Origin of the sequence: Streptomyces sp. SAI-170, from assembly GCF_049739565.1 — a bacterium.
Lineage (GTDB): Bacteria > Actinomycetota > Actinomycetes > Streptomycetales > Streptomycetaceae > Streptomyces.
This window is the reverse complement of record NZ_JBMGQD010000001.1, coordinates 2,101,979-2,122,595: the sequence shown is the minus strand read 5'-3', so window position 1 is coordinate 2,122,595 and position 20,617 is coordinate 2,101,979. Positions and strand designations below refer to the sequence as shown.

The 20,617-nt window shown below is 70.9% G+C and carries 12 protein-coding genes; 8 read left to right on the top strand and 4 right to left on the bottom strand.

Annotated features, from left to right (window positions below):
• Positions 1-43: 43 nt before the first annotated feature.
• Positions 44-883 (bottom strand): hypothetical protein, encoded by an 840-nt coding sequence (locus RKD23_RS09620; RefSeq protein WP_424853308.1) that lies wholly within the window; start codon positions 881-883, stop codon positions 44-46.
• A gap of 347 nt (positions 884-1,230) precedes the next feature.
• Between RKD23_RS09620 and RKD23_RS09615 the strand changes: the two genes are divergently transcribed.
• On the top strand, positions 1,231-2,286 hold the full coding sequence (locus tag RKD23_RS09615) for a lytic polysaccharide monooxygenase auxiliary activity family 9 protein (protein WP_424853307.1): 1,056 nt from the start codon (positions 1,231-1,233) through the stop codon (positions 2,284-2,286).
• Positions 2,287-2,668: 382 nt separating this feature from the next.
• Complete coding sequence (locus RKD23_RS09610; protein WP_424853306.1) at positions 2,669-5,935, top strand: GH92 family glycosyl hydrolase; 3,267 nt, start codon at positions 2,669-2,671, stop codon at positions 5,933-5,935.
• Here the strand turns inward: RKD23_RS09610 and RKD23_RS09605 are convergent.
• Positions 5,916-6,920, bottom strand: coding sequence for an acetylxylan esterase (locus tag RKD23_RS09605; protein ID WP_424853305.1), 1,005 nt, complete (start codon positions 6,918-6,920; stop codon positions 5,916-5,918). The two genes, RKD23_RS09610 and RKD23_RS09605, sit on opposite strands and share 20 nt — an antisense overlap.
• A gap of 177 nt (positions 6,921-7,097) precedes the next feature.
• Between RKD23_RS09605 and RKD23_RS09600 the strand changes: the two genes are divergently transcribed.
• The 6 genes from RKD23_RS09600 to RKD23_RS09575 are packed head-to-tail and all read left to right on the top strand — an operon-like array spanning position 7,098 to position 14,744.
• On the top strand, positions 7,098-8,009 hold the full coding sequence (locus RKD23_RS09600; protein WP_424853304.1) for an ABC transporter permease: 912 nt from the start codon (positions 7,098-7,100) through the stop codon (positions 8,007-8,009).
• Entirely contained in the window at positions 8,003-8,875 is an 873-nt protein-coding gene (locus tag RKD23_RS09595; protein WP_424853303.1) for a carbohydrate ABC transporter permease, read from the top strand. Before RKD23_RS09600 ends, RKD23_RS09595 begins: the two co-directional genes overlap by 7 nt.
• A 28-nt stretch (positions 8,876-8,903) precedes the next feature.
• A complete protein-coding gene (locus tag RKD23_RS09590) occupies positions 8,904-10,559 on the top strand; it encodes an extracellular solute-binding protein (RefSeq protein ID WP_424853302.1) in 1,656 nt (551 codons plus the stop codon).
• Positions 10,556-12,079 carry a GH39 family glycosyl hydrolase gene (locus RKD23_RS09585; protein WP_424853301.1) on the top strand — a complete coding sequence of 508 codons (1,524 nt, stop codon included), beginning with the start codon at positions 10,556-10,558 and terminating at the stop codon, positions 12,077-12,079. Before RKD23_RS09590 ends, RKD23_RS09585 begins: the two co-directional genes overlap by 4 nt.
• Positions 12,076-12,756 (top strand): hypothetical protein, encoded by a 681-nt coding sequence (locus RKD23_RS09580; protein WP_424853300.1) that lies wholly within the window; start codon positions 12,076-12,078, stop codon positions 12,754-12,756. The genes RKD23_RS09585 and RKD23_RS09580 overlap by 4 nt, the downstream gene beginning before the upstream one ends.
• Entirely contained in the window at positions 12,753-14,744 is a 1,992-nt protein-coding gene (locus tag RKD23_RS09575) for a beta-galactosidase (protein WP_424853299.1), read from the top strand. The genes RKD23_RS09580 and RKD23_RS09575 overlap by 4 nt, the downstream gene beginning before the upstream one ends.
• Positions 14,745-14,757: 13 nt before the next feature.
• Here RKD23_RS09575 and RKD23_RS09570 read toward each other — a convergent pair whose 3' ends face one another.
• On the bottom strand, positions 14,758-16,701 hold the full coding sequence (locus tag RKD23_RS09570) for an alpha-glucuronidase (RefSeq protein ID WP_424853298.1): 1,944 nt from the start codon (positions 16,699-16,701) through the stop codon (positions 14,758-14,760).
• A gap of 24 nt (positions 16,702-16,725) precedes the next feature.
• Positions 16,726-20,466: a GH92 family glycosyl hydrolase gene (locus tag RKD23_RS09565; RefSeq protein WP_424858206.1), complete on the bottom strand. Its 3,741-nt coding sequence runs from the start codon at positions 20,464-20,466 to the stop codon at positions 16,726-16,728.
• Positions 20,467-20,617 lie beyond the last annotated feature (151 nt).

Here is a 20,617-nt window from a genome sequence, read left to right as displayed (position 1 = left end):
GCATCCCCGGTCGTCCGGGGGTGCGGCCCTTCGCCGTGTCCGGTCAGTTCGCGCAACCGGGTACGGCGTTCACCGGCCGGCAGTTGTTGGGCGTGTTGCCGGAGACGTTGGTGCCGGTGAGGTTGACCTGGCTGCCGGTGCCCTCATAGATGCCGCCGCCCCCCAGCGGACCGTTCGCGGTGTTGCCGGTGACCGTGCTGTACACCAGCGTCGCGACGGCCGGCGACGTGGTGCGGATGCCGCCGCCCTCGAGGCCCGCCGTGTTGCCCTGGACCCGGGCGAAGTTGAGCCGCAGCGTGGCGCCGGCATGGCTGATGCCGCCGCCGCTCCCGCTCGCGGTGTTGCCGCTGACCGCGGCGTAGTTCAGCGTGGCGGAGGCGCCGGTGCGGGTGCGGATGCCACCGCCGGTCTGGGCGTTGTTGTTGCTGACGCTGCCGCGGTTCACGGTCAGCGTGGTGCCGGCACCGGAGACGAGGATGCCGCCGCCGGAGTCGCCCGGCACGTTTCCACCGAGGACGTTGACGTTGTTCAGGGTCAGGTCGCCGCCCGCCCCGACAGCGAAGACGCGGAAGTTGGGGGTGCCGACCACCGCGGAGCGTCGGACGGTCGTGTTGTAGCCGTTGATGCTGTACGAACCGGTCACCTCGGGCAGACCGTTCTCGGCAACCACCGCGTCCGGGATCGAGTACGTGCAGGACGGTGCCAGCGAGATGTCCTCGTCGGTCGTGTTGGACGCGGTGATCGCGCTCCGCAGAGCGGCGATGTTGCCGCAGGGTACGAAGGTCTGCGCGTGGGCCGGTGCGACCGGCAGTACGGCCAGGCTGATGCCGAGCCCTGCCACGATTCCCAGCGTGGTCGTACGGTACGTGCTCTTCCTCTGCATCGAGGACTCCTTGGTTCGTGCGCGGTGTGCGCGGGGAGACGACTCCGCCGGAGGCCCGCCCGGCAACGAGCGGGGCCGAGCGGCCTCGACGGCGGCGGCGCATTCAGCCAAAGCCAGGAGTCAAGGGACACGCCAAGCGGACTGGGCCGACCGGGCCACGGAACCACCCGTCCGGCCTCTCCATGGCGCTGACCGTTTACAAGCGAGGCCTCCGGCGCTACCTTCCGCACCAGGCGGGTGGGAGCGCTCCCACCTCGATGGACCGGAACCCGCCGAGGCCGCGCCCCCTCCCGCCACTCCACAGCGGACGTTCCTCACACCCCACAGCGAAGGGACGTAAGACTGTCATGCGCATAACACACCCACCCAGACTCGGAGCTCTCGCGCTCGTCCTCCTCTCCCTCCTCACCGCGATCCCCGCCCTCGCCCTGATCGTCTCCACCGGCGGCGAGGCCGAGGCGCACGGCACGCCCATGAAACCCGGCAGCCGGACCTTCCTGTGCTGGCAGGACGGGCTCACGGACACCGGGGAGATCAAGCCGGTCAACCCGGCCTGCAGGGCGGCGCAGCAGGTCAGTGGTACGACGCCCTTCTACAACTGGTTCTCCGTGCTGCGCTCGGACGGCGCCGGCCGCACCCGCGGCTTCGTGCCGGACGGTGAGCTGTGCAGCGGCGGCAATCCCAACTTCACCGGCTTCGACACCCCGCGCGGGGACTGGCCGCTCACCCACCTCACCTCGGGCGCGACCATCGACTTCTCCTACAACGCCTGGGCCGCGCATCCGGGTTGGTTCCGTGTGTACGTCACCAAGGACGGCTTCGACCCGACGCGCGCCCTCACCTGGGACGCCGTCGAGGACCAGCCCTTCCTCACCGTCGACCACCCGCCGCTGAACGGCTCCCCGGGCACGGTCGAGGCCAACTACTCCTGGACCGGGAAGCTCCCGGACGGCAAGTCGGGGCGCCACGTCATCTACATGGTGTGGCAGCGCTCCGACAGCCAGGAGACCTTCTACTCCTGCTCGGACGTCGTCTTCGACGGCGGCAACGGCGAGGTGACGGGCATTCACGAACCGGGCAACCCCACCGAGCCCGTGCCCGGCACCTGCGCGGCGACGCGCCGCACCACCGGCACCTGGTCGGGCGGCTACCAGTCCGAGGTCACCGTCACCAACACAGGGGACGTGCCGATGCTCGGCTGGATGGTCGACTGGACGCTCCCGAGCGGCCAGAAGGTCGACAGCCTCTGGAACGGCGCACCCACCTACACCGGGCAGTCGGTGATGGTCCACAACGCCGGCTGGAACGGCTCGCTCGCCCCAGGGCAGAGCACGACCTTCGGTTACGTCGTCACCGGTGACGGGGGAGACGCCACGGCGTCCCTGCCCTGCCGGGTCGGCTGACCCGAGGCGCTCCACTCAGGTGCTCCGGGCGGACCCGGTGGCCGAATCATGGTCACCGGGTCCGCGAGCCGGACGGGCCCGGGGGGAGGGGGCGCCCGTCCGATGGTGCGATGGCTTGAGTCGACCCGCATGCACGACAACGTTGTCGATTGGTCTATACATGACTCTACCGCCTCAACGGACAACGATGTCAACCCGCCTGGCCGGATGACCAGTTGGCCGGTCGGCCGGTCGGCCGCCGACAGAGCCGCCGTGCGGGTGACCCCGCCGCGTGCCCCGCCACGGAACGCGGTCTTCCGTGACAGCCGTGGCGCACGCTAGTGTCCCTGCGGCTTGTGCGACCCGTGGTGCGCGACCCGTCCGAAGGAGGAGGGGCCGCGTCATGCGTTTCCGTCCTACGTCCCTGCTGCTGGCCGTCGTGCTCGCGATGTCCGGCGCCCCGCCCGCTCTCGCGGTGTCCGCCGAGGCACCCGCCCTGGTCCAGGACCCCACCCCGTACGTCGACCCGCTCATCGGCACCAGGAACGGCGGCAACGTCTTCCCCGGCGCTGTCACTCCGTTCGGCATGTTCTCCTTCAGCCCCGAGAACACCCGCGGCGACGCCACGCGCACGGCCGCGCCCGGCGGCTACCACTACGACGCCACCCGCATCCGGGGCTTCAGCCTCACCCATATGTCCGGCACGGGCTGTGCGGGCGGCAGCGGGGACATCCCCCTCTTCCCGTACGCGGGCCACGTCACCTCCTCGCCCGCGAGCGACACCAAGGACGCCGTCTACGCCTCCGGGTTCAGCCACGCCGACGAGACCGCCGAGCCCGGCCACTACAAGGTCGGCCTCGACTCCGGCGTCACCGCCGACCTGACCGCGACCGCGCGCACCGGCTCGGCCCGCTTCACCTACCCGGACGGCGAGCCCGCCTCCCTGCTCTTCCGTACGGCCAACTCCGAGGTGGGGTCGGCCGATTCGACGGTCGAGATCGACCCGGAGGCCCGTACCGTCTCCGGCTCGGTCACCTCCGGCAACTTCTGCGGCTACCTCGACCCCGAGGGCCGGCGCGCCTACTACACGCTGCACTTCACCGCCCGCTTCGACCGCCCCTTCGCCGCGCACGGCACCTGGCGCGACGACCGTCTCGACCCCGGCTCCACCCGGGCCTCCGGCGGCACCGGCGGCTTTGCGAACGGCGGGCGGCCCGTGGCAGGCAAGGGCGCCGGCGGCTATGTGGAGTTCGCGCCCGGCTCCGGGCCCGTGCAGGTCAAGGTCGGGATCTCCTATGTCGGCCGGGCCGGTGCCGAGGTGAACCTGGCGGCGGAGAACTGGCCCGGCCGCTCCTTCGACGACGTGCGCGCAGCCGCCCGCCGGGCCTGGCGGGATCGGCTGGACGCGATCCGGGTCGGCGGCGGCACCGACGCCGAGCGCACCACCTTCTACACCGCGCTGTACCACTCCCTGCTGCACCCGAACGCCATCAGCGACGTCGACCGCCGCTACCGGGGCGCCGACGGCGAGGTGCACCGGGTCGGGCCCGGCCACCGGGCCCAGTACGGCACCTTCTCCGGCTGGGACGTCTACCGCGACCAGGTGCAGTTGCTGACGCTCCTGGAGCCGGGCACCGGCTCGGACATCGCGCAGTCGCTGTACGCGCTGGCCCGGCAGAACGGCGGCGTCTGGGACCGCTGGCTGCACGGGGCGAGCGGCACCCACGTCATGAACGGCGACCCGTCCCCGATCGCGCTGGCCGGGATCCACGCCTTCGGCGGCACCCGGTTCGATCTGCGGGGCGCGCTCGGCTCCCTGGTGCGCGCCGCGACCGTGCCGACCGACAAGGACCTGTCCCCGGCCGGCAAGCCGGTGCTGTCCGTCGGGCAACGGCCCTCCCTGGACAAGTACTTGGCGCACCACTACATGCCGTCCGTCTCCAACGCCTGGGGCGGGGCCGCCGAGACCCTGGAGATGTCCGGCGCCGACTTCGCGCTCGCCCAACTGGCCCGCGCGGCGGGGGAGAGGGACACGGCCGGCGCGTTCGCCCGGCGCGCGCAGTGGTGGCAGAACAACTTCGACATCGCCGCGACCGAGGACGCCGGCTACATCGCCAACCGCAAGGCCGACGGCAGCTGGGTCACCGGCTTCACCCCGGCCACGGGCAACGGCTTCGTCGAGGGCACGGCCGCCCAGTACACCTGGATGGTGCCGCACAACCCGGCCGGGCTGTTCGCCGCGATGGGCGGCAGGGCGCGGGCGGTCGAGCGTCTCGACGCCTTCTTCCACCACGTCGACGGCAGCTGGGCCTTCACCGGGGGCGGCGGCGAGAAGGCCGAGCTGGACAACGAGCCGTCGATCAACGCCCCCTACCTGTACGCCTACGCGGGCGCCCCGCACAAGACACAGGAGACGGTCCGCGCGGCGATGCGCGCCCTGTGGTCCACCGCGCCCGGCGGCATCCCCGGCAACGACGACCTCGGCGCCATGTCGTCCTGGTACGTCTTCTCCGCGCTCGGCCTATACCCGCAGGTGCCGTCCCGGGCCGAACTGGTCCTCGCCTCCCCGCTGTTCGAGAGGATCGAGATCGAGCGGCCGTACGGCAACGACATCTCCATCCGCGCGGACGGGGCAGCCGCCGACGCGCCGTACGTCCATGCACTGCGCGTCAACGGCCGTAGCGGCGACCGCTCTTGGCTGCCCGCGTCCTTCGTGCGGGACGGCGGCCGGCTCGACTTCACCCTGTCCGCCACGCCCGACCCGGCCTGGGGTGCGGCAGAGGCCCCGCCGTCCTTCCGTGAGGGCGAGCAGCCGTACCAGATCGGCGTCGGCCCGACGGCCGCGCGGCTCGCGCCCGGCGCGCGCACCGAGGTCGGCGTCCGCGCCCTGTCCCTGAGCGGCGGCCCGGGCCCCGAGGTCCGCTTCCGCGTCAGCACGCCCGACGGCATCACGGCGACCCCCGCCGAGGGCACCGTCTCCGACGGATCGCGGAGCATCACGCTGGGCGCCGCCGAGGGCCTCGCGCCCGGCTTCTACGAGGTCAGGGTCACGGTGACCTCCGGCGACACCTCGTACGAACAGCCGGTGGCCCTGACCGTGGCCGTGCCGGGCAGCCTGCTGGCCGCCTACGACAACACCGGCGTGTCCGACGACGACGGCGACCACGACGAGGCCGACTACGACGGCGGCGGCTGGAGCTACTCGCGCCAGGCGCTGGCCGCGGCCGGGCTCGCCCCCGGCGGGCGGGGCGAGGTGGCCGGACTGTCCTTCACCTGGCCCGCCTCCCCGGCCGGGCGCCCCGACAACGCCACCGGTGCCGGGCAGACGATCCGGCTCGACGGGCCCGCCACGGCGTTGTCCTTCATCGGCAGCGCGGTCAACGGCGACCAGCAGGCCGAGGCCACCGTCACCTACACCGACGGCAGCACCGGCACGGCAGAACTCGCCTTCACCGACTGGACGTTGGGCGGTGGCGGCGGCAGCGTGAGGTTCGGCAACACGGTCGTCGCGCGGACGGCGTACCGCAATGTCGCGGGCGCCGACCGCGACCCGGTGGCCACTTATGTGTTCGCCACCCGGCCGTTCCGGGCGCCCGAGGGCAAGACCGTGCGCAGTGTGACCCTGCCGCGCAACGGCGACCTGCACGTGTTCACTCTGGCCGTGGGCTGACCGGCAGCACCTCCGCCAGCCAGTCGAGCTGCCGGCGGACATGCAGCGCGTCGCCGCCCTCGTGGCCGTTGTAGGGATAGGCGCGGATCTCCTTCAGGGGGTCCGCGCCGCTCAGTTCCCCGTAGCGGTGGAAGGCGGCGTACGCCCCGCTCGGCGGGCACACCGTGTCGCGCAGGCCGACGCCGAAGTGGGCCGGGGCGTGGGCGCGGCGGGCGAAGGAGACGCCCTCGACGTAGGACAGGGTGCGGTGGGCGGCGGTCTCGGCGCCGCGGTGGACCGAGAGGTACGCGGTGATCTCGCCGTACGGCGGGGCGTCGGTGAGGTCGAGCGCGCGCCGGATGCCGCACAGGAAGGGCGCGCTCACCAGCACCGCCGCCAGGTCGGGCAGCAGGCCCGCGACGGCCAGGGCGAGGCCGCCGCCCTGGCTGTTGCCGACGGCCGCGACCCGGGAGGCGTCCACGCCCGGCAGCGCGCGCACGGCGGCCACGGCACGGACCGCGTCCGTGATCAGGCGCCGGTAGTGGTAGGTCCGCGGGTCCGTGACGCCCCGTGCCGCCGGTCCCGGCCCGCCGGGCGCTGAGGCGTGCGGGTCCGGGGTGGCGCCGCCGCTGCCGTACTGGTCGCCCTGGCCGCGGTTGTCCATCAGCAGATGCGCGTACCCGGCGTTCACCCAGGTCAGCCGCTCGTGCGGCAGGCCGCGGCCACGCCCGTAGCCGGCGTACTCGACGACGGCCGGCAGGGGCTCGGGCACCCCGGCCGGTCTGCTGAACCAAGCCCGCACCGGGTCCCCGGCGAAGCCCCGGAACGTCACGTCCCAGGTCTCGGTGAGCCGCAGCCCTGTCGCCACCGGACGCAGCCCCACCAGGACGTCGGCAGCGGAGGCCTCCTGGAGCGTGCCGTGCCAGAACGCGTCGAAGTCGGCCGGCTCGTCGGGCAGGGGGCGATAGCGCTCGAGTTCCTCGAGCGGCAGGTCGAACGCGGGCACAGACCCTCCGATCGTTGCGTACGTCCATCAGAATGTTTCGCACCTCAGGCGCCCGCCAAGGCGGCTTGTTCCTCAACCGCCCTGCCTGCACGCCCCATTGACAGCCATTACACCCCCACCTAACCTCGCCGCAAAGTTGCTGGCACGACTCCGAAACTTTCGCTGTCATGGAGGCTCATGCAGATGCCCACACAGGCGCGCAGACCCCTGCGCCGGGACTGGCAGCTGTACTCGCTCGCCGTGCTCCCGCTGGTGTTCTTCCTGCTCTTCCGCTACCTGCCGATGATCGGCAACGTGATCGCCTTCCGCCGCTTCGAGCCCGGCGGCTCGATCCTCGGCGAGAGCTGGGTGGGCCTGCGCTATGTGCGCATGTTCCTCAGCGACCCCACCTTCTGGCAGGTCTTCCGCAACACCCTCTGGCTGGGCGGCCTCACTCTGGTCTTCTGCTTCCCGATCCCGATCGTGCTGGCGCTGCTGCTCAACGAGGTCCGCCGGCGGTCCCTGAAGCGGTTCGTGCAGTCGGTGTCGTATCTGCCGCACTTCCTGTCGATCGTGATCGTCGCCGGCATCACGCTCCAGATGCTCGCCACCGACGGGCCGGTCAACCACGCCCTGGGCCTCTTCGGGCACGACCCGATCCGCTTCATCCAGGAACCCGAGTGGTTCCGCACCATCTACGTCGGCTCGGAGATCTGGCAGACCGCCGGCTGGGGCACGATCCTCTACCTCGCCGCGCTCACCACCATCGACGACCAGCTCTACGAGGCCGCCCGCATCGACGGCGCCAACCGCTGGCAGCAGATCTGGCATGTCACCCTGCCCGGCATCCGCCCCACCATGATCACCCTGCTGATCCTGAACATCGGCACGTTCATGGCCGTCGGCTTCGAGAAGGTGCTGCTGCTGTACAACCCGCTGACGTACCAGACCTCCGACGTGATCTCCACCTACGTCTACCGCACCGGCGTGGAGTCCAACAGCTTCAGCTACGCCGCCGCGATCGGCCTGTTCGAGGCGGTCATCGGCCTGGTCCTGATCACCTCCGCCAACCAGCTCTCGCGCCGCACGGTCGGGACGAGCCTGTGGTGAGACCGAGCCGCTCCTACCGCGTCTTCCAGGGCGTCAACGGGCTGGTCCTGACCTTCGTCGTGGTCGTGACCCTGTACCCCTTCCTCAACATCGTCGCCCGCTCCTTCAGCGGGGAGCGCCAGATCCGGTCCGGCGAAGTGACGCTGTGGCCCCAGGGGTTCAACCTCACCACGTACGAGATCGTGCTGAAGGACGCGATGTTCTGGCGGAACTACGGCAACACCGTGTTCTACACGGTCGTCTCCACCGCCGTGGCCATGGTCCTGACGACGTGCTACGCCTACGTCCTGTCGAAGAAGCACCTCAGAGGCCGCACCGCGCTCGTCGGCATCGCCGTGTTCACCATGTTCTTCACCGGCGGACTGATCCCGCAGTACGTCCTGATCACCAGCCTCGGCCTGAAGAACAGCGTGTGGGCGATCGCCCTGCCGAACGCGATCAGCGTCTTCAACCTGCTGGTGATGAAGGCCTTCTTCGAGAGCCTGCCCACCGAACTGGAGGAGGCCGCCGAGATCGACGGTCTGAGCACCTACGGCGTGCTGCTCAGGATCGTGCTGCCGCTGTCCAAGGCGGTCGTCGCGACCATGGTGCTCTTCTACTCGGTGTCCTTCTGGAACTCCTGGTTCAGCGCGTTCCTCTACATGGACCGGTCGGACCTCATGCCGGTCACCGTCTATCTCCGCAATCTCATCCAGGGGGCCACCGGCGGCTCCAACGCGGGCGCCGGGGCCGAGCAGCTCACGCAGGTCGCGGCCAACATCCAGGCGGTCACCATCGTCCTCACCGCCCTGCCGATCCTGTGTGTGTACCCGTTCGTCCAGCGCTACTTCGTCTCGGGCGTGATGCTCGGCGCGGTCAAGTCCTGACGGTCCGTCAACCAGCCAAGGAGTCACCGTGAAGAACGCAGGGCACCTCTCACGGCGCCAGATCCTCGCCGCCGCCGGCTTCGTCGGCCTCACCGCACTCACCGGCTGCGACAGCGGCGACGGCGGAGGCGACAGCAAGGACCTGTCGAAGAAGCGACAGGGCGCCATGAAGGACTACCGCGCCGGACAGCGGTTCAAGGCCGCCGAGCCGCTGTCCTTCTCGCTGCTGCACAACAACAACCCGGTCTACCCGATGAAGCGCGACTGGCTGTTCTGGAAGGAGGTCACCCAGCGCACCGGCGTCACCCTCGACCCCCTCGACGTGCCGCTCACCGACTACGAGAAGAAGCGCAGCGTCCTCATCGGCGCGGGGGACGCCCCGTTCCTGATCCCCAAGACGTACCACCCCTCCGAGGTCGCGTTCGTCTCCTCCGGCGCGATCGTCCCGGTCAGCGACTACGTGCACCTGATGCCCAACTTCCGCGACAAGGTGCGCAGGTGGCGACTGGAGCCGGAGCTGGACTCCATACGCCAGTCCGACGGCAAGTACTACCTGCTGCCCGGCCTGCACGAGAAGGCCAAGTCCGGCTACTCGCTGTCCTTCCGCACCGACGTCCTCGACCGGCTCGGCCTGACCCTGCCCACCACCTGGGACGAGGTGTACGACGTCCTGAAGGCGCTGAAGACCGAGTACCCGGGCAAGTACCCCTGGACCGACCGCTGGAGCACCAACACCCCCTTCCCCTGCGGCGCGCTGTTCAGCTACCTCGGCCAGGCGTACGGGGTGAAGGCGGGCTGGACGTACGACAACATCAGCTACGACGCCGAGGCGCGGAAGTTCGTCTTCACCGCCGCCACCGACCGCTACCGCGAGATGGTCGAGTACGTCAGAAAGCTCGTCGCCGAGAAGCTGCTGGACCCCGAGAGCTTCACCCAACAGGACGACCAGGCCGTGCAGAAGCTGCTGGCCGAGAAGTCCTACGTGATCAGCGCCAACCCGCAGGAGCTGGTGCAGAACTACCGCTACAACCTGGAGAAGCAGGTCAAGGGCGCGCGGATCGAGATGGTGCCGGTGCCCCTCGGCCCGGCCGGTCCCGTGGTGCTCGGCGGAGCCCGGCTGGAGAACGGCGTGATGATCTCCAGCAAGGCGCTGCGGGCCGACACCTTCGTCGCGATGATGCAGTTCGTCGACTGGCTCTGGTACTCCGACGAGGGCCAGCGGCTCTGCAAGTGGGGCGTCCCGGGCGTCACCTACACCGAGTCCGGCGGCCGTTACGAGCTGAAGTCCGGCATCAGCCTCATGGGCTCCGACCCGGACGCCCCGAAGGACCTCCAGAAGGACTTCGGCTTCTTCAACGGCGTCTTCACCTACGGCGGCAGCTGGGACCTCGTTTCCTCCTCCTTCAGCCCGGACGAGAAGAAGTTCCAGGACGCCATGGCCGGCCGCGAGCAGCTCCCCATCGACCCCGCGCACCCGCTGCAGTCCGTCGAGCAGGAACAGGCGACCCTCTGGGACACCCCGCTCAAGGACCACACCATCCAGAACACCCTCAAGTTCGTCCTGGGCCAGCGCCCGATGTCCGAGTGGGACGCCTTCGTCACCGAGCTGAAGGCGAAGAACCTGCAACAGCTCGTCGACCTGCACAACAGGGCCCACGACCGCTTCGAGAAGGAGAACGCGTGAACGGCGACCACACTGTCCGCGTGCCCGCCGAACCGTCCGGCCGCCTCCCCGACGCCTGGCGGCACTGCGTCGGCACCGGCCGCCTCGAACTCGCCCTGCGCCGCGACTACCAGGACTCGCTGAAGCTCCTCCAGCAGGAGATCGGGTTCCATCACATCCGGGGACACGGCCTGCTGAGCGACGGCATGGGCATCCACCGGCCGTACGAGTACGAGGGCGCCCGCCACGTCCACCACTCCTTCACCTACGTCGACCAGGTGATCGACGCCTACCTGGACCTCGGCATCCGCCCCTTCCTCGAACTGGGCTTCATGCCGGACGCGTTGGCCTCCGGCGAGCAGACGATCTTCTGGTGGCGGGGCAACGTCACCCCGCCGCGCTCCCACAAGGAGTGGGCCGGCCTGGTCCGGGCCACTGTCACCCACCTCGTCGACCGGTACGGCCTCGACGAGGTGCGCACCTGGCCCATCGAGGTGTGGAACGAGCCCAACCTGCCCGACTTCTGGCAGAACGCGGACGAAACGGCGTACCACCGGCTCTACGAGGTGACGGCGGCCACCGTGAAGGAGGTCGACGCCTCGCTCCAGGTCGGCGGCCCCGCGATCTCGCCCGGCGCCGACGAATGGCTGGACCGCTTCGCCGAGTTCACCGAACGGCACGACGTGCCCGTCGACTTCGTCTCCAAGCACGCCTACACCTCCGGCCCGGCCCAGCACGTCCCCTTCGGCTCGTATCAGACGCTCGCACCCGCGGAGCACCTGCTGGAGCAGTTCGCCACGCCCCGTGAGCGCCTGAAGGGCACCCGCCTGGCCGGACTCCCCGTCCACATCACCGAGTTCAACTCCTCCTACTGTCCCGACAACCCGGTGCACGACACCGCCTTCAACGCCGCCTACCTCGCCCCGGTCCTCGCCCGCGGCGGCGATCACGCCGACTCCTTCTCCTACTGGACGTTCAGCGACATGTTCGAGGAGGCCGGAGTCCCGACCGCGCTCTTCCACGGCGGGTTCGGCCTGCTCACCCACCGGCAGGTGAAGAAGCCGACGTTCCACCTGTACGCCTTCATGGCCCGGATGGGCCCCGACCTGCTCGCCCGCGGCGACGACCATCTGGTCACCCGCCACCCCGACGGCCGCGTCACCGTCCTGGCCTGGGCGCCGGTCGACCCGAGCGGCGAGACGCCCGGACCCGAGCGGCACCGGCTGCGCTTGCTGATCCCCATGACGTCGGCGGAGGTCTTCGCCCGCCGGTCCACCGTGGACGAGGAGTACGGCAACGCCCGCACGGCCTGGCAGCGCATGGGCAGCCCCCGCTCACCCGGCCGGCACCAGCTCGACGTCCTGCACGAGGCCGCGGAACCCGCGCGCAGGCACCTGCGGCTGCCCGTGGCGGACGGCCGGGTCGACCTGGACCTGACGCTCACCCGCCACGAGGTGACCCTCGTGGAGCTGAGCCCCCTCAGGGACGAGGCACCGCCCTGGACGGACGACCGCCGGCTGCTCGGGAAGCAGCCACGGTGAGTGCCCCGTCGGTCTCCTTCGGCGCCGGCCCGCTCTCCCGCGCCGCCGCCCTGGTCCACACCCTCCTCACGGTCGAGGCCCTGCTGCTCGCGGCCGCCTCGCCGGGCCTGGCAGGACTGCTCCTGCTGGGCCCGGACCCGGCGAACCTGCCCCTGGCCGCCGTATGCCTCCTGCCGCTCGGCCCCGCCCTGTCCGCCGCCGTCTACGCCCTGCACCGGCGCAGCGCCGACCTCACCGATCTGTATCCGGCGCGCACCTATCTGCGGGGCTGGCGGCTGAACGCCGTACCGGCGCTGAAGCTGTGGGCGCCGCTGCTCGGGTGGCTCACGGTCGTCGCGTTCACGCTCACGCACTTCGCGGCGACGGGACTGCCCGGCTGGTGGGCCGGGCTGCTCGCGGCGATCGGGGCGGTGTCCCTGCTGTGGGGCGCCCACGCCCTGATCCTGACGTCCCTGTTCGCGTTCCGCGCCCGCGACATCGCCCGCCTGGCCGCCCACTTCCTGCTCACCCACGGCAGGGCCACCCTCGGCGCCGCCTCCCTGCTGGTCCTGGCCGGCGCCCTGACCGCCCTGCTCACCGAGGCCCTGCCCGCTCTGCTGGCCGCCCCGCTGCTGCTGTCGCTGCTGCACAGCAGCCGCGCGGTGATCACCCGGACCCAGGAGGACTTCACCGCATGAGCCGCACGATCCCCTACGGCGGCGACTACAACCCGGAGCAGTGGCCCGAGGAGGTCTGGGACGACGACCACTGCCTGTTCACCGAGGCGGGCATCGACACCCTCACCGTCGGCGTCTTCTCCTGGTCCCTCACCCAACCCGCCGAGAACACCTACGACTTCACCGTCCTCGACCGCGTCCTGGACCGCGCCGCCGCCGAGGGCCGCCGGGTCTGCCTGGCCACCGGCACCGCGGCCGTGCCGCCCTGGCTCGCGAAGAAGTACCCGGAGGTCAACCGCACCGACTTCGAGGGCCGACGGCACCGCTACGGCCAGCGCCACAACTTCTGCCCCAGCTCACCGGCGTACCGCGCACGGTCCACCGCGCTGGCCGGACGGCTCGCCGAGCGATACGCCGGCCACCCCGCCCTGCTCGCCTGGCACGTCAACAACGAGTACGGCGGCGCCTGTTACTGCGACCTGTGCGCCGAGGCGTTCCGGACCTGGCTCCGCGACGAGTACGTCACCCTCGACGCCCTCAACGACGCCTGGTGGACCACCTTCTGGTCCCACCGCTACACCGACTGGGCCGAGATCGAGCCGCCGAGCGCGCTCACCGAGCACTGGCGCGGCCCCGACCACACCGCCTTCCAGGGCATCACCCTGGACCATCTGCGCTTCACCACCGACGCCCTGCTCGGCTGCTTCACCGCCGAGAAGGACGCGCTGCGCGCCCATGACCCCCGCACTCCGGTCACCACCAACTTCATGGGCCCCTACCGCCCGCTGGACTACCACCGCTGGGCGCCCCACCTCGACTTCGCCTCCTGGGACAACTACCCGCCCCTCGACGCCCCGCCCACCCGCGCCGCCCTCGGCCACGACCTGATGCGCGGCCTGAAGGACGGCGCCCCCTTCTGGCTGATGGAACAGACCCCGTCCACCACGGCCTGCCGGGACGTCAACCCACTGCGCCGCCCCGGCGAACTCCGCCTCGCCACCTGGCAGGCGATAGCCCACGGAGCCGACGCAGCCCTGTACTTCCAGCTGCGTGCCTCCCGCGGCGCCTGCGAGAAGTACCACGGAGCCGTCATCGGCCACGCGGGTCGCGACGACACCCGGGTGTTCCGCGAAGTGGCGGCGATCGGAAGAGAGTTGGCGCTGCTCGGCGACACCACCCTCGACGCCCGCACCCCCGCCCGCACCGCCCTGCTCTTCGACTGGGACAGCTGGTGGGCCCTGGAGATCTCCGACGGACCGTCCCGGCACCTCAGGTACCTGGACGTGGTCCACGCCTACTACCGGGCCGCACGCGAGGCCGGCGCCGACGTGGACGTCGTCCCGGTCACCGCCGACCTCACCCGGTACGACGTCGTCCTGGCACCCGTCCTGCACATGGTCAAGGGCGACCTCGCGGCCCGCCTGGAGGCCGTCGCCGAACGCGGCGGCACCGTCCTTGCGACCTTCCTCTCCGGCCGCGTCGACCGATACGACCGCGCCTTCCTCACCGACGTGCCCGGCCCGCTCGCCCCCCTCATGGGCATCCGCGTCGACGAATGGGACGCGCGTCCCCGGGAGTTCACCCAGACCGTCCCCGAGCTGGACGCCGAGGCGAGCCTGGTCTTCGAGATCGTCCAGCCGCGCGGCGCCGAGCCGGTCGCCACGTACGGCAGCGACTTCTACGCGGGCACCCCCGCCGTCACCCGCAACGCCTTCGGCGCGGGGGAGGCCTGGTACGTCGCCACCGCCCTGGACCAGCCGGGCGTCGACCGCGTCGTCCGCCGCGTCCTGGACCGGCACGACCTGATCGGCCCCTACCCGGGCGTGGAGACAGCCACCCGCGTCACCCCGGACGGCACCCGGCTGCTCTTCCTCCTCAACCACACCCCGCACCCGGCCCGCCTGACCGCCCACGCGCCCGCGACCGACCTGCTCACCGGCAAGCACGTCGAGCGGGACGAGCCGCTCACGCTCGACCCGCTCGGCGTCGCCGTACTACGGCTTCACTAGAAGCACCGCGGCTTCAGCAGATCCGCCGCCCGCGCTCGTCCGGCACCCCGGACTTGCGGAAGAAGTAGCTGTTCACCTGGTCCCGCCACTCCCGTGCCGAGCGCACCTGCTCCTCGAACAGCTCCGCCACCCGCGCATGCCGCTCCGCGTCCACCACGTCGCCGAGGCCCGCCCACACCCTGCGGGCCTCCTCGGCCTCCTCGACGCCCTCGAAGTGGGTGTCGTAGATGTGCTGGATCACCGTCCTGCCGCTGTGCAGGACATGCCCGTACGGCACATGGTGGAAGAACAGCAGCAGTTCGTCCGGGCATGTGTCCGGTGACTCGTAGACCTCCGCCCACGGCTTGGCGTACTGCGCGGCGAACCCGGTGCCGGTGGCGGCGCTGCGGTCGACGCCGATGCCGTCGCGGTCGGCGAAGTGGTAGGTGCCCCAGGGGCTGTACTCGTAGCCGTCGACGGCCGGCCCGTAGTGGTGCCCCGGCTGCACCATGAAGCCCACCCCGAGCGGGGCCGTGTACTTCTCGTACGTCCGCCACGAGCCGTCGAGGATCGCGCGCAGGCCCGCCGCCGCTGCCGTGCCGAAGGTGAGCCGGATCCACTCGTCGAGGATCTGCGACGGATCGGCGTCCGGCCGCCAGGCCAGCCGCCCGAAGGTGTAGAGGTTGGCCTGTGCCAGCGGATGCCCGGTCCAGTACGGGTCGTCGCCCGCGTTGGAGACGGCGACCAGGCCGCCCCGCGCCAACTCGCCGACCGGCAGCCCCTCCTGGACCGGGAACCGCAGCACCTCGCTCCACATCGGGCCCAGCCAGCACACATGCCGCTGCTGCCCGGTGTACTCCTGCGTGGCCTGCACCTCCACCGCGAGCCGCGTGCCCGGCATCGCCCCGATCAGCGGCGACACGGGCTCGCGCACCTGGAAGTCCATCGGGCCGTGCTTCACCTGGAGCACGGCGTTGTCGGCGAACTCGCCGTCCAGCGGCACGAAATGGTCGTACGCGGCCCGCGCCCGGTCCGTGGAGCGGTCCCGCCAGTCCTGCCGGTGGTCGTAGACGAACGCCCGCCAGTGGACCGTGCCGCCGTACGGCCGCAGCGCCTCGGCCAGCATGTTCGCGCCGTCCGCGTGGGTGCGGCCGTAGGCGAACGGGCCGGGCTGACCCTCGGAGTCGGCCTTCACGACGTACCCGCCGAAGTCGGGTATCGCCGCGTAGACCTCGGCGGTCGCCCGCGCCCACCACGCGCGCACCCGCGCATCCAGCGGGTCGGCCGTGTCCATGCCCCCGAGCACGAGAGGCGCCGCGAACGTCACCGACAGATGCGTCCGAATGCCGTACGCCCTGAACACCTCGGCGAGGGCGGCGACTTCGCCGATCCGGTCGGTCAGCAGACGCGCCTCGGTCTCGTGCACATTGACGTTGTTCACGGCCACGGCGTTGATCCCGCAGGACGCGAGGAGCCTGGCGTACGCCCGTACCCGGTCCAGGTCGCCGCGCGCCCGGCCGTCCGCCCAGAACAGCGACCCGCCCGCGTAGCCGCGCTCCACCTGGCCCATCACCGGGTGCACGGCCACGTTGTCCCAGTGGTCCAGCATGCGCAGCGCGAGCGCCGGCGCGTGCGTCTGCCGGGGCAGGTCCTCGCGGAAGGCGTCCTCGCCGAGCCGTACGACGTGGAAGAGGCCGTACAGCAGCCCGGACGGCCCTGTCGCGGTGACGTTCGTACGGCCGTCGGCACGCTCGCAGGTGAACGCCTCCGAGCCGTCCGTGCCGGTGACCTCCAGCACCAGGTCGTACGGCCCGGGGGCCGCGTCGCGCTCGACGCGGCCCCCGAACCGGGCGCACGCCCGGGTCACTTCCTCATGCACCGTGTCCACCAGCGGACCCGATCCGCGGACCAGCGTCCGCCGGGTGCCGATCGGCCGGAACACCTCGTCCGGCAGCCAGGCCGGATCGACACCCTGCATGACTTCTTCCTCCAAACAGCCTGCTCAGGCGAGCAGTTCGACCTCGGACAGCACCGCCTCTCCCGTCAGCACCAGGCGGTACCTCCCGTAACTACCCGGAGAGGCCACGGAGAACGCCCGAAGCTGCCGGTCCCAGCGGAAGGTTTCCCCGGAGCGCTCGTCCAGGGTCTCCCAGGTGGTGCCGTCGTCGGAGCCCTGGAGGGTCCAGCCGGTCGGCGCCTTGGTGCGGTCGGCGGGCGAGGTGAGCGTGTACTGCACGGCCCTGGCCGGCCCGGACACCGGCAGGTCGACCGTCGTGACGGCCTCCTGCGTCGCCGACGTGTCGTCGAACAGCGCCCCGGAGCCCTTCAGGGCGTCCGCGCGCGGCGAGGGCACCTCGTCGTCCTGGGTGATGGAGTCGGGCGCGGCGAAGCGTCCCGTGCCCCACTTCGACGGCCGCGGGCCCATCTCGAACTCCAGCTCGCCGCCGTGCGCCAGCAGCGCGTGGGGGAGCGCGGTCGAGCGCCACTTGACGCCGTTGAAGCGGACGTCCTGGACGTAGACGTTCCGCGCGCTGTTGCGCGGCGCCTTGATCACCAGCTCCCGGCCGTTCTCCAGGTGCACGGTCGCCTTGGTGAACAGCGGGGAGCCGATGGCGTACTCGCCGCTGCCCATCACCAGCGGATAGAAGCCGAGCGCGGAGAACAGGAACCAGGCCGACTGCTCGCCGTTGTCCTCGTCGCCGTGATAGCCCTGCCCGATCTCGCTGCCCACGTACAGCCGGGAGAGCACCTCACGGACCTTCGCCTGCGCCTTCCAGGGCTGCCCGGCCGCGTCGTACATGTAGATCGCGTGGTGGGCGACCTGGTTGGAGTGCCCGTACATGCCCATCCGGACGTCCCGGGCCTCGGTCATCTCATGGATGACACCGCCGTACGACCCGACGAACTCCGGGGACGCCGTCTCGGGCGTGGCGAAGTACGCGTCGAGCTTGTCGGCGAGGCCGGAGCGGCCGCCGTAGAGGTTGGCCAGGCCCCTGCTGTCCTGCGGGGCGGTGAAGGCGTAGCCCCAGCCGTTGGTCTCCGTGTAGTCGTAGCCCCACACCCGCGGGTCGTACGTGGCGGAGTCCACCCGCCAGTCGCCCTTGGGGTCACGGCCCTGGAAGAAGCCGGCCTTCTTGTCGAAGAGGTTCACGTAGTCCTGGGCCCGGTCGAGGAAGTAGGCCGACTCCTCCTTGTAGCGCTGCTCACCGGTCTGCCGGTACAGCGCCCGGCCCATCCGCGCGATGCCGTAGTCGTTGAGGTAGCCCTCCAGCGCCCAGGACAGGCCCTCGTGGGTGTCGGTACTGGTGTAGCCCAGGAAGTGCGAGGTGGCCATGCCCTTGCGGCCCACACCGGAGGTCGGCGGCACCACGGTGGCGTTCTTCACGGCCGCGTCGTACGCCGCCCGCGCGTCGAAGTCGACGCCCTTGACGTAGGCGTCCGCGAACGCCACGTCCGAGGAGGTGCCGGTCATCAGGTCGGCATAGCCGGGGGAGGACCAGCGCGAGGTCCAGCCGCCGTCCTTGTACTGCTGCACGAACCCGTCGACCATCTCGCCCGCCTGAGTGGGTGTCAGCAGCGAGTAGGCCGGCCAGGTCGTCCGGTACGTGTCCCAGAAGCCGTTGTTGACGTACACCTTGCCGTCCACGATCTTCGCGCCGGTGCGGGTCGGGGTGTCCGGCCCCGGCATCGGCGAGAACGGGGAGGCGTACCTGTACGTCGAACCGACCTTCTCGAAGCCCGAGTTGGGGTACAGGTACAGCCGGTACAGGCTGGAGTACAGGGTGGTCAGCTGGTCCGGTGTGGCGCCCTCGACCTCGACCTTGCCGAGGACGCGGTCCCACTGCCGCTGGGCGCGGGCACGGACCTCGTCGAAGCCGGTGCCCTCCGGGATCTCCTGGCGGAGGTTGTCCTTGGCCTGGTCGACGCTGATCAGCGAGGTGGCGATCCTCAGCGTGACGGTCCGGTCCTCCGCCTTGAAGCGCAGATAGCCCTTGACGCCGCTGGAGGAGCCCTCCGTCACCGGCCTGTCGAACTCGCCGTAGACGAACAGCCGTGTCGCGCCCGTCGACAGGCCGGACTTCACGTCCGAGTAGCCGGTGAAGGTGCCGTTCGCCGTGTCCAGTGTCAGCCCCGCCTGGTCGGTGACGTTGTCGAACAGCACGCTCGCGTCGTCGCCGGGGTAGGTGAAGCGCAGCACCGCCGCGTGGTCGGTGGGGGTCATCTCGGCCTTGAGGCCGTTCTCGAAGGTCACGCCGTAGTAGTGCGGCCGTGCCGTCTCGTTCTCGTGCCGGAACGCCAGCTCGCGCGCCTCGCGGCCGGTGTCCGGGGTGCCGGCGGCCGCCGAGGGCATCACCTGGAACGTCTGCCGGTCGCCCATCCAGGGGCTCGGCTCATGGCTGGCGCTGAACGCCTGGACTGTCGGCAGGTTGTCGTCGTTGTTCGCGCGGGCGTAGTCGTACAGCCAGCTCAGCGAGCCCGCGTTCGTCACCGGCGTCCAGAAGTTGAAGCCGTGCGGCACGGCCGTCGCCGGGAAGTCGTTGCCGCGCGAGAAGCCGCCGCTGGAGTTGGTGCCGCGGGTGGTCAGGGCGTAGTCGGACAGATGCGCCTTCGGCCGTTCCCGAGCCGCCTGCGCGAGGCGGATGTCGTCGATCCACCCGCGGAACTTCGCCGGTCCGGCGGGGGAGTCGTAGGCGATCAGGATCCGGTCGACCGTCCGGCCCGCCGCGACCGACCCGATCCGCGCGACGACGTTGTTCCACTGGTTGACGTACAGCACCTTCGCCGCGCCCTGCCCGCGCGGGCTGAGCTCGAACCCGTGCTGGTCGCGCGCCCTGAGGTCGCTGAGCAGGGTGCCGTCGGTGAAGGCGAGGTCGACGGACACGTTCGTGGCGTCGTAGTCGCGGTCCCCGTCCGCCATCGACGGGAAGATCCGGTACGACAGCTGGGTGTCGCGGCCCACGGCCACGTCCACGTCGAAGATCTTGTTGTACGAGTAGGCCCGTCCGTCCGCGGTGTGCCGGCCGGCGTAGCGCAGCGCCCGCTTGCCGGTGAAGCCCATGCCCGCCTTGGCCGTCGGCGAGCCGCTCGGGCCCCGGTCGACCAGCGACAGCATGTCCTGCGGCACCGGGCCGTCGCTGCCGCCGATCGAGAACTGGACGTCGGCCAGCTGGGTGATGGTGAGGGCGCCGTTGTTGCGGGTGACGTCCAGCCGGAAGTAGCGGTATTCGGCCGGTTCGGCGAGATCGTAGGTCTTCGTCCGGAACCGCTCGGCGAAGGTTTCGCCGGTGCGGGTGTCGAGGGTCTTCCAGTCCGTGCCGTCGGCGGAGCCCTTCAGGGTCCAGTCGCGCGGGTCGCGCTCGGCGTAGTCATTGGCCGAGGTGAGGGCGTACGTCACGAGTTTCACCGGTTTGTCCAGCTCGAACTCGACCCAGCCGGTCGGCTGGAACACCAGCCACTTGGTGCTCGGCTCGCCGTCGACGAGGTTCTCCTTCACCTCACCGCCGCCGGTGTTCTCTCCGCTGGCCCGGACGTCCGTGACGTGGTCGGTCACATTGCCCGGGATGCCGCTGCTGTAGCCGCCGTCCACCCCGGAGGCGTGCTTGCCGCCGTCGGGTGCGGTGTCGACGGTGTTCAGCCAGTCCGGTGCCGGTTCACCCGCCTCGAAGGACGAGGCGAAGTCCCGCTCCGCGGCCGCCGCTTCCTGCGGAAGGGCCACCGCCGCCCCCTGTGAGCCCACCGCCAAGGCGAGGACGGCGGTCAGGACGACCGCCCGACCCCATCTGTGCCGAACTCTGTGCACAAGCCCTCCCTGCACATCGGACAACGTTGTCAACTTCAGTGCGCAGGGTCCAGTAGGGGTGCAAGTGCTGAAGCATGTCAAGGGTGTTGGCTGT

Coding starts and splice junctions, on each gene's coding strand:
- RKD23_RS09620 (WP_424853308.1), bottom strand. CDS start 883: ATGCAGAGGAAGAGCACGTACCGTACGACCACGCTGGGAATCGTGGCA.
- RKD23_RS09615 (WP_424853307.1), top strand. CDS start 1,231: ATGCGCATAACACACCCACCCAGACTCGGAGCTCTCGCGCTCGTCCTC.
- RKD23_RS09610 (WP_424853306.1), top strand. CDS start 2,669: ATGCGTTTCCGTCCTACGTCCCTGCTGCTGGCCGTCGTGCTCGCGATG.
- RKD23_RS09600 (WP_424853304.1), top strand. CDS start 7,098: ATGCAGATGCCCACACAGGCGCGCAGACCCCTGCGCCGGGACTGGCAG.
- RKD23_RS09575 (WP_424853299.1), top strand. CDS start 12,753: ATGAGCCGCACGATCCCCTACGGCGGCGACTACAACCCGGAGCAGTGG.
- RKD23_RS09570 (WP_424853298.1), bottom strand. CDS start 16,701: ATGCAGGGTGTCGATCCGGCCTGGCTGCCGGACGAGGTGTTCCGGCCG.